This window comes from Actinoplanes ianthinogenes, assembly GCF_018324205.1.
In the GTDB taxonomy this organism is placed as follows: Bacteria; Actinomycetota; Actinomycetes; order Mycobacteriales; family Micromonosporaceae; genus Actinoplanes; species Actinoplanes ianthinogenes.
In genome coordinates, this window is the sequence record NZ_AP023356.1 from 39,663 (window position 1) to 53,183 (window position 13,521).

A 13,521-nucleotide genomic window follows, 5' to 3' on the forward strand; every position below is an offset into this window, starting at 1 on the left:
AGTGCCCGGTGGGCCCGGTGCCGAGCACCCGAGGCAGGTTTCCTTCTCGCGCCCCAGAAGGTTAGGGTCCCCTTGGTTAGGTAAGCATTACCTTAGTGGAGGCCTCGTTGGAGCGGTCCGATTCCCCGCATCTGTTTTCCGGGTCCACGCTGGACGGTTACACGTCCGGCGTGTGGCACGCGTCGGCGCTGCTCGCCGACCGGGTGAAGGCAGTGCGGCAGCCGTACTCCGGCGCAGGCGTCGCCGAGCTGCAGGAGCAGATCGACACCGTCGACCTCGACCGGCCCCTCGGTGACACCGGTGCGGCCTTGCACGAAGTCGCCCGGCTCTACCTGGACAACGCCGTCTGGTTCCACGAGCCCACCTACGTCGCCCACCTCAACTGCCCGGTGGCCATCCCCGCGCTCAGCGCGGAGGTGCTGATCTCGGCGGTCAACTCCTCGGTGGACACCTGGGACCAGAGCACCGCGGGCACCCTCATCGAGCGCCGCCTGATCGACTGGACGGCCGGGCGGATCGGCTTCGGCCCGGGTGCCGACGGCATCTTCACCAGCGGCGGCACCCAGTCCAACCTGCAGGCCCTGCTGCTGGCCCGCGAGGAGACCCTGGCCGGTCCGGCCGGGGACCGGGCCACCGCGATCCCGAAGCTACGGATCTTCGCCACCACCGAGAGCCACTTCAGCGTCAGCAAGTCGGCCGGCATCCTCGGCCTGGCCGCCGACGCGGTGGTCGGTGTGGCCACCGACGGCACCGGCCGGATGGACCCGGAGGCGCTCGCCGCCGCCATCGACGACGTGCGACGCGACGGCGGGATCCCGATGGCCGTCGTCGCCACCGCCGGCACCACCGACCTGGGCCGCATCGACCCGGTCGACGCCATCGCGGGGATCTGCGAGAGCCGGGGCATCTGGTTCCACGTCGATGCCGCGTACGGCTGCGGGCTGCTCGTCTCGCGCCGCCGGAACCTGCTGGACGGCATCGAGCGGGCCGACTCGGTGACCGTCGACTTCCACAAGAGCTACTTCCAGCCGGTCAGTTCCAGCGCGATCGTGGTGCGCCGGGGCGAGACGATGCGCCGCATCGCGGTGCACGCCGACTACCTGAACCCGCGCACCGCCGTCGTGCCGAATCAGGTCGACAAGAGCCTGCAGACCACCCGCCGCTTCGACGCGCTGAAGCTGTGGATGACGCTGCGGACCATGGGCGCCGAGCAGATCGGTGCCATGTTCGACGCTGTCATCGACCGGGCGCACGAGGTCTACCTGGAGATCTGCGACGACCCGGACTTCGAGGCGGTGGCCGCGCCGACGCTGAGCACGGTCCTGTTCCGGTACAGGCCGGCCGGGACGACCGTCGCCGAGTGCGACGACCTGATGCCGCGGCTGCGCCAGCGGCTGTTCCACGGCGGCCGGGCGATCGTCGCCGGCACCACCATCGGCGGGCACTACTGGCTCAAGTTCACCCTGCTCAACCCGAACACCACCAGGGACGACCTGCGCGGCGTGCTGGACCTGATCCGCGGGATCGGCGCGGAGATGACCGGCGAGCGCGACGAGGCCGCGGCGGTGATGGCCTGATGCGCACGTACGACTTCGCCGCGATCGGCGTCGGCCCGTTCAACCTGGGGCTGGCCGCCCTCACCGAGGACCTCACCGGCGTCGACGGGATCTTCCTGGAGCAGCGGGCCGGGTTCGACTGGCATCCCGGCCTGATGATCGACGGCGTGACGATCCAGGTGCCGTTCATGGCCGACCTGGTCACGATGGCCGATCCGACCTCGCGCTTCTCGTTCCTCAACTACCTCAAGCAGGTCGGTCGGCTCTATCCGTTCTACATCCGGGAGAGCTTCTACCCGCTGCGCGCCGAGTACAACGAGTACTGCAAGTGGGTGGCCGGGCAGCTGTCGTCGATCAGGTGGGACACCCGCGTCGACACCGTCACCCACGACGGCGAGGCCTACCTGGTGCACACGAACGGTGAGACGTTCCGGGCCCGCAAGCTGGTGCTAGGCATCGGCACCGCGCCGCGTGTCCCGGCTGCCGTGGACCAGGGGCCCTACCTGCACAGTGCCGACTACCTGCCCGGGAAGGCCGAGCTCCAGCGACTCGACTCGATCACGATCATCGGCAGCGGGCAGAGTGCCGCCGAGATCTACCTCGATCTCCTCAACGACATCGAGACGTACGGCTACCACCTGAGCTGGATCACCCGCTCGCCGCGGTTCTTCCCGATGGAGTACACCAAGCTCACGCTGGAGATGACCTCGCCGGAGTACATCCGGTACCACCGGCGCCTGCCGCTGGAGACCCGCGACCGGCTCGGCCGGGAGCAGCGCAATCTGTACAAGGGCATCAGCGGCGACCTGGTCGATGCCATCTACGACACCCTCTACGCCAAGAGCCTGGCCGGGCCGGTGTCCACCACGCTGCTCACCGGCACCGCCCTGTCCGGCGTGATCTGGGACGGCGAGCGCTGGACGCTGGCGCTGGAGCACCAGGAGGAGGGCAGCTCGTTCACGGCCACCACCCGCGGACTCGTGCTGGCCACCGGTTACGCCCCACGGGTGCCGTCCTTCCTGGACCCGGTCCGTGATCGGATCAACTGGGACGCCCACGGCCGGTTCGACGTCGCCGTCGACTACGCCGTCGACCGCCGGGGTGAGGAGATCTTCGTCCAGAACGCGGCCGAGCACACGCACAGCGTGACCGACCCCGACCTGGGCATGGGCGCCTACCGCAACAGCGTGATCCTGCGGGGTATCACCGGGCGCGAGATCTACCCGGTCGAGGAGTCGATCGCCTTCCAGCAGTTCGGGGCCCCCACGGCCGACATCCCCAAGGCACTGGTGACATCGTGAGACTCGTACCGCTGAACCTCGATCGTGATCTTGATCTTCTCGTCGCCTGGGTGACCCATCCCCGTTCGCACTACTGGGGTCTGCAGGGCGCCACCGTGGAGCGGGTGCGCGAGGAGTACCAGGGCTTCCTGGACAACCCGCACTACGACGTGTGGCTCGGGCTGGACGACGACGATGTCCCGCTGTTCCTCGCCGAGACCTACGACCCGGCGCACAGCGAGCTGGCTGCTCACTATGCCGTGCAGCCCGGTGACATCGGCATGCACGTGCTCGTCGCGCCGCCGACCCGCAAACGCTCCGGGGTGACCTCCGCGGTGATGCGGGCCGTCATGGACTTCTGCTTCGCCGATCCGCGGATCGAGCGGGTCGTCGTCGAGCCGGACGTCCGCAACGACGCCATCCAGCGCAAGAACGCCGAGGTCGGGTTCGTGCCGGAACGCGACGTGCCGCTGCACGGCAAGACCGGCCGGCTCAGCTTCTGCACGCGCACGGCGTACGCGATGAGCGTCCCGCACCTGCGGCCGGAGGCCATCGCGTTCGCGCACCGGCGACTGATCGCGAAGGCCATCGCCGAGTTCAGCCACGAGCGCCTGATCTCGCCCCTGCCCGATCCTTCCCAGCAGGACAGGTATCGATTCGGGGAGAACACGTTCACCGCGAAGCGCTACCCGCTCGAGCACTGGGTGATCGACCCCGAGTCGCTGGACGGGCCGCTCGACGCGCTCGACTTCATCGCTCGCCTGCGCGAGACGCTCGGCATCCCGGAGAAGCTGCTCGGCACGTACCTCGAGGAGATCTCCGCGACGCTGGCCGGCAGCGCCTGGAAGTATGCGCACCGCCGGGAGAGCGCCGAGGACCTCGTGCACGCGAGCTTCCAGACCATCGAGGCGGCCATGACCGAGGGGCACCCCGGGTTCGTGGCGAACAACGGGCGCATCGGTTACGGGCTCGGCGATCATGAGGCATACACCCCGGAGTCCGGGCGGCCGGTCCGCTTGCGGTGGGTCGCCATTCGCAAGGACGAGAGCATCTTCGTGTACGCCGGGGACGAGCTCGACCACTACCGGGCCGAGCTGGGCGACCTGCTGGACCGGTTCGAGCGGCAGCTCCGTGCCCACGGACTGGACCCGGCCGACTACCGCTACCTGCCGGTGCACCCGTGGCAGTGGGAGCACAAGGTCGCCGTCACGTTCGCACCCGACGTGGCCCGCAGGGCGATCGTCCCGCTCGACGCCGGACCTGATCGTTATCAGGCACAGCAGTCGATCCGGACGTTCTTCAACCTGGACCGGCCGGAACGCCACTACGTCAAGACCGCGATCGCCGTGCAGAACATGGGCTTCCTGCGCGGGCTGTCGCCGAAGTACATGCGGGCCACCCCACCGATCAACGACTGGGTCGCGCGGGTCGTGGAGGGTGACGAGGAGCTGCGCGCCTGCGGATTCGGCGTGCTGCGGGAGCTGGCGTCGATCGGGTACGTCGGCGACGCCTATCACCGGAGCGGGACGCCCAGTGCGTACACCAAGATGCTCGCCGCCCTGTGGCGGGAGAGCCCGCTCCCGCGCCTCGCCGACGGCGAGCGGCTCGCCACCATGGCCAGTCTGCTGCACCGCGACCGCGCCGGGAACTCGCTGGCCGCCGCCCTGATCCGCGAGTCCGGCGTGGCACCGGCGGCGTGGGTGGCGACCTACCTGCGCGCCTACCTGCGGCCGATCGTGCACTGCCTGCTCAAGCACGATCTGGCGTTCATGCCGCACGGCGAGAACCTGATCCTGGTGCTCGAGAACCACGTACCGGTGCGGGTGTTCATGAAGGACATCGGCGAGGAGGTGGCGGTCATGAACGACCAGCCGCTGCCGCCCGAGGTCGAGCGGATCCGCATCGAGGTCAGCGACGAGATCAAGGAACTGGCGGTCTTCACCGACGTGTTCGACGGGTTCCTGCGGCACCTCGCCGGTATCCTCGACGCGGACGGGGTGCTCGGCGCCACCGAGTTCTGGGCGCTCGCCGGCGACTGCATCCGCGAGCACGCCAAGGACCACCCGTCCCTCGGCGGGCGGCTCGACCTGCTGCGGCCCACGTTCCGGCACTCCTGTCTGAACCGGCTCCAGCTGCGCAACACGCTGCAGATGGTGGACCTCACCGACCAGGCCAGCTCGCTGATCTTCGCGGGCGAGCTGGACAACCCGGTCGCGGCATGAGGGTCTACCGCGACGCCTACGGGATCCCGCACCTGCGCGCCGGCTCGGTCCTCGACCTCGCCTGGCTGCAGGGGCGGGTGACCGCAACCGACCGGGGCCGGCAGATCACCGTCGAGCGGCTCCGCTCCGAGGGGCGTCTCGCCTCCGTCGCCGGGGCCGCCGAGGTGGGGTGGGACCGGTTCGCGCGACGGGTGCGGCTCGACGAGACGGCGCGGCGGTCATTCGACGGACTGGACGATGCGACCCGGCGGTGGTTGCGGGCGTACGCGGCGGGGGTCCGCGCCGGCGGCATCGAGTGGCAGCCGTGGTCGTCGCTCGGCGTGTTCCAGGTGCAGCACATTCTGTTCGGGACGTTCGGCAACAAGATGTGGCGGGCGCACGTCGAGCGGACCCTGGGCCCGGACGCCGTCGCGTGGTTCGCCACCGAGGGGCCGGGCGGCTCCGGCAGCAACGCCTGGACGGTTCCGGGCGAGATCGCCGGCGACCCGCACCGGCTCCTCGAACTGCCCGGCGTCTACCAGCAGGTCCGGCTCGCCTGCCCGGCCTTCGACGTGGCCGGGCTGACCTTCCCGGGCGTGCCCGGGGTGCAGCACTTCGGCCACACCGGATCGGTGGCCTGGGCCGTCACCAACGCGATGGCCGATTACCAGGACCTCTACATCGAGGAACTGCGCGCGACCGGGGACGGGTTCGAGGCGCGCGGCGCGACCGGCTGGGAGCCGGTGGCCACCCGCCAGGAGACGATTGCCGTCCGCGACGAGCCCCCGGTCGTGGTCGACGTCCTGGAGACCGCGCGCGGGCCGGTCATCGATGGGAACCTGAGTCTTCGTACGCCGTCCTTGTCCACATGCGACCTGGGCTTCGGCGCCCTGTTGCCGCTGCTGCACGCGTCCACCGTCGACGATGTCGCCGACGCCCTGTCCCACTGGGTCGAACCGGTCAACAGTGTCCTCACCGCCGACAGCACCGGCCGCACCCTGCAGCTCACCGTCGGCCGGGTGCCGCAGCGCGACGAGCGCAACCGGATCGTGCCGGTGCCCGCCTGGGAGGCCCGCTACGCGTGGCGGCCGGGGTGGGCGCCGATGTTCCGTGCCGAGGTGACCACCGCCGTCAACGCCAACGACCGGCGGCCCGACACCGAGCCGTACGGCGTGGACTTCGCACCGCCCGCGCGCGCCCACCGGATCCGTGAGCTGCTCGACTCTCGCGTGCCGCACGAGTCGATCCACATGGACACCACGCTTCCCGCCGGCTCCGCCGAGGCCGGGCGCCGGATGGCCGAGCGGTCGGCCGTCGCCCGCGAGTTGTGCGACCTGCCCGCGTTGGCGCCGCTCTTCTCGCCGTCCGGTCATGATCCGCTGTTCGCGCCGTGGATCGATCCCCGGGCGCGGATCGGGCTTGCGCTCGACGGGGTGCTCGCCGGGCTCGGCCTCGATCCGGAGGCCCTCGCCGCCGCGCCCGCGACGCCCGATTCTCTCTGGGGTGCGCGGCATCTGCTGCACCCGCTCCAGTTGCCCGGGCTGGACGCCGACGTGCCGGAGGTCCGGCTCGGTGGCTCGGCCGATTGCGTGCTCGCCACGTCCAGCATTCCCGGGGTCAGTGATCTGTGCTGGCGCGGGCCGGTCGCCCGCTATGTCTGGGACATCGCCGACCGGCGGCGCAGCCGGTGGGTCGTACCGTTCGGCGCGTCCGACGACCCCGCGTCGCCGCACTTCCTCGACCAGCTGCCGCTCTGGGCGCACGGGACGCTCGTCCCGCTGGTCACCGACTGGGAGGAACTCATGGAGGAGCCCTTGATCGCCTTCGCGGAGAAGCTGCCCGGCCTGGGCGAGCTGACCATGGTTCCGCTCGATCCGGCCGCGCACGCCCCGGTCGTGCACGGCTGGGTGACCAAGGAGCGCAACCGGTTCTGGGGCATGGGCGGGCACTCGGTCGCCGACGTCGAGGAGATCTACGGGTACGTCGACAGCCTGGAGAGCCACCACGCCTACCTGCTGCTGCTCGACGACGGCCCGATCGGGATCTTCCAGACGTACGAGCCGTCACTCGACCCGGTCGGCGAGTGCTACGACGTGCAGCCCGGTGACTTCGGCTCGCACCTTCTGATCGACGCCGAGGGCCACGATCTGCCGCACCTGACCAGCGCCGTCTTCCCGGCCCTGCTCCGGCACCTCTTCGCGGCGGACCCGGCCCGCGCACGCATCATCGCCGAACCGGACGTCCGCAACGACCGCATGATCAGCCGCCTCCGGCGGGAGGGTTTCACCCTGGGCCCGGAGATCGACCTGGGCCACAAGCGGGCCCAGCTGGCCTTCCTCGACCGGGCACGGTTCGAGGCGTCCGAGAGGTAGATTGTTCCGCTGCCCCGGGCGGCGTAAGTTTTCCGATCATGGGGGATCGGGTGCTCGTCACCGGCGCGGCCGGGCTGGTCGGCCGGGCAGTTCTGGATCTGCTCGCCGCCCGCGGGAGGCCGGTCACCGCGCTGGTGCTGGACCCGGTCACCGACCTGCCCGCCGACCGGGTCGTGACCGGCGACGCCCGGGATCCGCAGGTGGTCGCGGAGGCGCTGCGCGACGTGGACGCGGTGATCCACCTGGCCGCCATCCCGCATCCGGACGCCGACCCGGCCGAGGAGGTGTTCGGACGCAACAGCCTGGCCACCTTCACCGTGCTCGACCACGCCGGGCGGGCCGGGATCCGGCGGGCGGCGATCGCCAGCAGCTACGCGATCTGCGGGCTGCCGTTCGCGCGGCGGCCGCTGCGGATGCCGTACCTGCCGATCGACGCGCGGCTGCCGCTGCAGATCACCGATCCGTACGCGTTGAGCAAGCGTGCCGACGAGGCCACCGCCGAGATGGTGGCGCTGCGATACGGGACGGACGTGGTGGCGCTGCGGCTGCCGTTCATCGGCGACCCGGCCGGGCGGCTGCGCGAGACCGCCGAGCGGTTCGCCGCCGACCCGGGCAGCGGCGCCCCGGACGTGTGGAGCTACCTGGACACCCGCGACGCCGCCCGGGCGCTCGTGGCCGCCCTGGAGCCGGCCTCGCCGGGCTGTCACGTGCTCTACGTCGCGGCGCCGCGGATCCTCGCCCCCCAGCCGACCGAGTGGCTCCTGGACCGCTTCCATCCCGGCGTGCCCCGGCCCCACTTCCCCGGCCGGACCGTCCCGATCGACCTGGAACCCGCCCGTGAGCTGCTCGGCTTCACCGCCGAGTTCGTGGCGGACCGATGACGCCCTGGACGCACCGCGACAACCTGCGGATCACCGGGGTCCGGGTGATCGTCACCGCGCCCGAGGGCGTCAACCTCGTGGTGGTCCGGATCGACACCACCGAGCCCGGGCTGTACGGCCTCGGCTGCGCCACCTTCCACCAGCGGTTCGCGGCGGTGGCCGGCGCCATCGAGCAGCACGTGGCGCCGCTGCTGGCCGGGCGGCACCCGGCGGACATCACCGATATCACCCGGACGCTGCACTTCTCGTCGTACTGGCGCGGTGGCCCGGTGCTCAACAGCGCGCTCTCCGGTGTGGACATGGCGCTCTGGGACATCGCCGGCAAACGCGCCGGCCTGCCGGTGTACGAGCTGCTCGGCGGCCGGTTGCGCGGCGCGGTCCCGGTGTACCTGCACGCCGAGGGCGCGACCGTGGAGGACACGCTGGACCACGCGGAACGGCTGATCGCCGCCGGGTACCGTCATGTCCGGCTCCAGACGGGTGGTCCGGGGCTCGGCACCTACGGCGCGCCGGGCACGCCCGGGGCCTATCCGGACGCGCCCTACCCGGACGGCTGGAGCGTCCACCACTATCTCCGGCAGACGCCGCGCCTGTTCGCCGCGGCCCGCGACCGCCTCGGCGACGACGTCGAACTGCTGCACGACGTGCACAGCCGCCTCACCCCTAAACAGGCGGTGACGCTGGCCCGGGCGCTGGAGCCGTACCGGTTGTTCTTCCTGGAGGACGTGGTCGCGCCGGAACACTACGACCGTCTCCCGGAGGTCCGCGCCGCCTCCCCGGTGCCGATCGCGGCAGGCGAGCTGACCGTCTCGGTCGCCGAGGCCGCCCGCCTGGTCACCACCGGCGGCGTCGACCTGCTCCGCTGCCACATCTCCGCGATCGGCGGCCTCACCCCGGCCCGCAAACTGGCCGACCTGTGCGAGCTCTCCGCCGTCCAGACCGCCTGGCACGCCCCGGCCGACGTCTCCCCGATCGGCGCCGCCGCGAACCTCGCCCTCGACCTGACCAGCCCGGCCTTCGGCATCCAGGAGGGCCACGTCTACCCGGAACCGGTCCACGAGATCTTCCCCGGCACTCCGGTCATCGCGAAGGGCTACGCCACCCCGCCGGAGGGCGTCGGGTGGGGCGTCGGCCTGGACGAGAAACTTGCGGAGCGCTTCCCCCCGGTCTTCGGCGTCCACGAACGCTGGACCAGCACGGTCCGCCGGCCCGACGGCGCCGTCGAAGCCCCCTGACCGCTTTTCCTCCGGCACACCCCTTTTCGGTACGCGTTGAGCCGCCGCCCCGTCCGTCGTCAGGCGCGCAGGTACCTGAGGACGGCGAGGACCCGCCGGTGGCCGGTGTCGGTATGCGGCAGGTCGAGTTTCGCCAGGATGCTGCTCACATACTTCTCGACCGCGCTGTGGCTGACCTGCAACGCCTCGACGATGCCGCCGTTCGAACGCCCCTCGGCCATCAGCCGCAGCACCTCCGTCTCGCGCGGGGTGAGCCGATCGAGCGGGTCGGCCCGGCGGCGCACCAGCAGCTGGGCCACCACCTCGGGATCGAGCACCGTCCCGCCGGCGGCCACCCGGCGCACCGCGTCGAGGAACTCCGACACGTGCGCCACCCGGTCCTTGAGCAGGTATCCCACGCCGCTGGTCTGCACGGACAGCAGGTCGGTGGCGTACCGCTCCTCGACGAACTGGGACAGCACCAGGACGGCGATCTCGGGGAACTGCCGGCGGATTACGAGCGCGGCACGGATGCCCTCGTCGGTGTGCGTGGGCGGCATGCGCACGTCGATGAGCGCCAGGTCGGGGCGGTGCTCGGCGACCGCCCGCAGCAGCAGCCCGGCGTCCGGCACCGCGGCGGCCACGTCGAAGCCGCCGTCGGCGAGCAGTCTGGTCAGGCCGGCCCGCAGCAGCACCGAGTCCTCACCGATCACGATGCGCACGGCAGCTCCACGGTGATCGTCGTCGGCCCGCCGGGCGGACTGTGCAGGGCGAACGTGCCGTCCACCGAGGCCGCGCGCTGGGCCAGCCCGCGCAACCCGCCGCCGCCCGGGTCGGCGCCGCCCCGGCCGTCGTCACTGACCGCGACGCGGAGCCGGTCGCCGGCCCGGTCGACGGTGACCTCGGCGTGGCTCGCGCCGGCGTGCTTGGCGACGTTGGTGAGAGCCTCGGAGACGACGAAGTACGCGATCGCCTCGATGACCGGCGAGCAGCGGTCCGTCGCGGTGACGCGGACCCGGACCGGCAGCGGCGCGCGGGCGGCGATGCCGGACAGCGCCGCGTCCAGGCCCCGGGAGTCGAGCACGGCCGGGTGCAGTCCCCGGACGAACTCGCGCAGCTCGGCCAGGGCCTCGGTGGCTTCGTCGTGGGCTGCCGCGATCGCCTGCCGGGCCGGGTCGGCGGCATCGCCGAGGGCGGCGCGGGCCATCCCGAGGTTCATCGCGAGCGCCACCAGACGCTGCTGGGCGCCGTCGTGCAGGTCCCGCTCGATGCGGCGGCGCTCGGCGTCGGTGGCGGCGACGATGTCGGCCCGGCTCCGCGACAGCGACTCCACCCGCGCGGACAGCGTGTCGCTGCGGCTGGGACCGAGCAACGCCCGGGCCGCGGCCGTGTCGGCCCGGGCGAGGGCCCGGGCCACCCAGGGAGCCGCCAGCAGCGTGAGCGCGCCCAGCATCAGGCTGACCGGGAACGGCCGGCCGTCCTCCCAGGCGCCCGCGATCTCCAGGGGCATGGCCAGCAGGAGGGTGGCCACGGCGGCTCCGCCGAGCACGCCGGTGACCAGCGCCAGCGCGTGGTAGGCGAGCTGCCGCCAGGTGCCGCGGGCTCCGTCCCGGCCCGGCGGGATCGCGACGCCGAGCAGCAGCCGGAAACGCCGCCGCTGCAAGGCGGAGAGGCGCCGCACGGTCCACCACAGCGGCACCGGGACGATCACGGTGAGCACCACGAACAGCGTGGTCAGCATCCCGTCGCTGCCGGGCGCGTAGAGCAGGCTCCACGCCGCGCAGTAGCCGGCGCCGATCGGCAGGCCCGCGGTGAACACGAAGGACACCACGCCGGCCGGCACCCCGGCGAGCGTGTGGATGGTGGCACGCCAAGCGTCGGTCCAGGTCACATGATCACCGTAGAGAGCGTACGACCCGCAGGCCATGGGGCCCGCCCACCCCTCGGGGGTGCGGAAAACCCCACCCCGGACCGGCTGCCCGCCGCACTGACAGGACGGCCGGTTCCCGGCAGCGTGGATCCCGACCCGCTCGCCCCGAAAAGAGGGACTCACCGTGCTCGAACACTCCCCGGTCCTCAGCCGCCGCCGGCTGCTGACGGCCGCCGCGCTCACCTCCGGTCTCGCACTGATCGGCGGCGCCGCACCCGCCACCGCCCGGCCGGCCGCCCGCGGAGTCCGGCTCCCCGCACCGACCGGCCCGCACGCCCTCGGCACCGTCTCGCTCCATCTGGTCGACACCAGCCGCGCCGACCCGTGGGTGCCGTCCCACCCGGCTCGGGAAATCATGGTCCAGTTCTGGTATCCGGCCCGGGACACCCGCGGATATCCGGCGGCGCCGTGGCTGTCGCCCGGCGCGGTCCCGCACTTCGCCGAGGTGTTCGGGTTCCCCGCCGACGTCGTGCGCTCGACGACCACCCACGCCCGGACGGGAGCGCCGGTGGACCGGGCAGCCGGCGGGCGACCGGTGATCCTCTACTCCCCCGGGCTGGGCGGCGACCGCGGCACCGGCACCGCACTCGTCGAGGAGTTGGCCGCCCACGGCTACATCGTCGTCACCATCGACCACACCCACGACGCCACCGAGGTGGAATTCCCCGGCGGGCGGGTCGAGACCGGCGCGATCCCGCCCGAGATCGACGACCAGGTCATCGCGCGGGCCACCGCGGTCCGGGAGGCGGACACCCGGTTCGTCCTCGACCGGCTGGCCGTCCTCAACGCCGGCCCCGGGATCCTGCGCGGCGCCCTCGACCTGAACCGGATCGGCATGTTCGGCCACTCCCTGGGCGGGAGCACCACCGCCGCCACGATGCACGACGACCGACGGGTCAAAGCCGGCGTCAACCTGGACGGCACCCTGGTCGGCGCTGCCGCCGTGGCCGGCTCCGGCCGCCCGTTCTTGCTGCTCAGCAGCGACCACGGCGCCGAACCGGAAGATCCCACCTGGGACACGTTCTGGGCGAACCAGCGAGGCTGGAAGCGCGAGCTGACACTGAGCGGCTCCACCCACGCGTCCTTCAACGACAGCGAGGTGTTCTATCCGCAGCTCGCCCCGGTGCTCGGCCTGACCCCCGAGCAGGTCATGGAGCAGATCGGCACCCTCGACCCGGGACGCTCCGTCATGCTCCAGCGCACCTGCCTGCGAGCCTTCTTCGACCACCACCTGCGGCACCGGCCCAGCCGCCTGTTCCGCGCTCCCGACCCTCGGTACCCCGAGCTCCGACTCCTCCGAGCGGGCTGAGCGCTCCGGTCGTACCGGAAATCGGGTTTCACCTGCCGAAGCGGACCGTAACCCGGCGCGCGGCCTTCCCTCGGATAGCCTTCGGCGGTGGTTCGCGGGGTGGTGTTCTTCGATGTCGACGGCACGCTGGTGCCGGGGACCAGCAGCGGGCAGCATCTGGCCGGGCTGCTCGGTCATGCCGAGGTGGTCCGGGAGGCGGAGGACAGTTACGCGTCGGGCACCCTGACCAACGACGAGGTGTGCGTGATCGACGCCCGCGGCTGGGCGCAGCGGACGCCGGGCGAGGTGCGCGGCTTCCTGGCGTCGCTGCCCCTGGTGGACGGGATCACCGAGACCGTCGCGTGGTGCCGCGAGCATCGGCTGGTCCCGATCCTGGCCACGCTGGCCTGGGAGCCGGTCGGCGCCCACCTGTGCGACCGGTTCGGCTTCGACCGGTCGTGCGGGCCGCGCCTGGAGGTCGTCGGCGGCCGCTACACCGGCGGAGTCGCGGCCACCTTCGACGAGTCGGGCAAGCGCGACTTCGCCCTGGCCGTGGCCGCCGAGCTGGGCGTTGCCCCGGAGCGTTGCGCGGCCATCGGCGACAGCCGCTCCGACCTCCCGTTGTTCGCGTCGGTCGGCCTGGCGGTCGCCTTCAACGCGACCGAGGCCGCCCGGGCCGCCGCCCACGCCGCGGCGGCCGGTCCCGACCTGCGGGCCGTCCTGCCCCACCTCGACGCCTGGCAGCGATTGCTCCGCTGACCGATTCCTTTTCGGGGTGGGGGTGGTCTGCATCGTCGTC

10 protein-coding genes and 1 pseudogene are annotated in these 13,521 nt (G+C 72.1%); 9 read left to right on the plus strand and 2 right to left on the minus strand.

Annotation, left to right across the window (positions count from 1 at the left end):
- Positions 1-95: 95 nt before the first annotated feature.
- The 7 genes and pseudogenes from Aiant_RS00210 to Aiant_RS00235 all read left to right on the plus strand — a co-directional run bounded on the left by Aiant_RS00210 (position 96) and on the right by Aiant_RS00235 (position 9,525).
- Positions 96-1,577 carry a pyridoxal phosphate-dependent decarboxylase family protein gene (locus Aiant_RS00210; protein WP_189334200.1) on the plus strand — a complete coding sequence of 494 codons (1,482 nt, stop codon included), beginning with the start codon at positions 96-98 and terminating at the stop codon, positions 1,575-1,577.
- Positions 1,577-2,857, plus strand: coding sequence for a lysine N(6)-hydroxylase/L-ornithine N(5)-oxygenase family protein (locus Aiant_RS00215; protein WP_189334199.1), 1,281 nt, complete (start codon positions 1,577-1,579; stop codon positions 2,855-2,857). Before Aiant_RS00210 ends, Aiant_RS00215 begins: the two co-directional genes overlap by 1 nt.
- Positions 2,854-5,058: a GNAT family N-acetyltransferase gene (locus Aiant_RS00220; RefSeq protein ID WP_189334198.1), complete on the plus strand. Its 2,205-nt coding sequence runs from the start codon at positions 2,854-2,856 to the stop codon at positions 5,056-5,058. The genes Aiant_RS00215 and Aiant_RS00220 overlap by 4 nt, the downstream gene beginning before the upstream one ends.
- Positions 5,055-6,779, plus strand: a pseudogene (locus Aiant_RS00225) (penicillin acylase family protein); the annotation flags it as partial. The gene Aiant_RS00220 and the pseudogene Aiant_RS00225, both read left to right, overlap by 4 nt.
- Before the next feature lie 60 nt (positions 6,780-6,839).
- Positions 6,840-7,409 (plus strand): GNAT family N-acetyltransferase, encoded by a 570-nt coding sequence (locus Aiant_RS46965; RefSeq protein WP_425322736.1) that lies wholly within the window; start codon positions 6,840-6,842, stop codon positions 7,407-7,409.
- Between the two features lie 38 nt (positions 7,410-7,447).
- Positions 7,448-8,290: an NAD-dependent epimerase/dehydratase family protein gene (locus tag Aiant_RS00230; protein WP_189334196.1), complete on the plus strand. Its 843-nt coding sequence runs from the start codon at positions 7,448-7,450 to the stop codon at positions 8,288-8,290.
- Positions 8,287-9,525 (plus strand): enolase C-terminal domain-like protein, encoded by a 1,239-nt coding sequence (locus Aiant_RS00235; RefSeq protein WP_189334195.1) that lies wholly within the window; start codon positions 8,287-8,289, stop codon positions 9,523-9,525. The genes Aiant_RS00230 and Aiant_RS00235 overlap by 4 nt, the downstream gene beginning before the upstream one ends.
- A gap of 59 nt (positions 9,526-9,584) precedes the next feature.
- On the opposite strand, the gene Aiant_RS00240 is transcribed toward Aiant_RS00235, so the two are convergent.
- Both Aiant_RS00240 and Aiant_RS00245 read right to left on the minus strand, forming a co-directional pair.
- Positions 9,585-10,226 carry a response regulator transcription factor gene (locus Aiant_RS00240; protein ID WP_189334194.1) on the minus strand — a complete coding sequence of 214 codons (642 nt, stop codon included), beginning with the start codon at positions 10,224-10,226 and terminating at the stop codon, positions 9,585-9,587.
- Positions 10,214-11,395 (minus strand): sensor histidine kinase, encoded by a 1,182-nt coding sequence (locus Aiant_RS00245; RefSeq protein WP_229830893.1) that lies wholly within the window; start codon positions 11,393-11,395, stop codon positions 10,214-10,216. Before Aiant_RS00245 ends, Aiant_RS00240 begins: the two co-directional genes overlap by 13 nt.
- Positions 11,396-11,558: 163 nt before the next feature.
- On the opposite strand from Aiant_RS00245, the gene Aiant_RS00250 reads away from it, so the two are divergent.
- On the plus strand, positions 11,559-12,743 hold the full coding sequence (locus Aiant_RS00250) for an alpha/beta hydrolase family protein (protein ID WP_189334192.1): 1,185 nt from the start codon (positions 11,559-11,561) through the stop codon (positions 12,741-12,743).
- An 87-nt stretch (positions 12,744-12,830) separates the two neighbouring features.
- Positions 12,831-13,481 (plus strand): HAD family hydrolase, encoded by a 651-nt coding sequence (locus Aiant_RS00255; protein ID WP_212846872.1) that lies wholly within the window; start codon positions 12,831-12,833, stop codon positions 13,479-13,481.
- Positions 13,482-13,521: the final 40 nt, after the last annotated feature.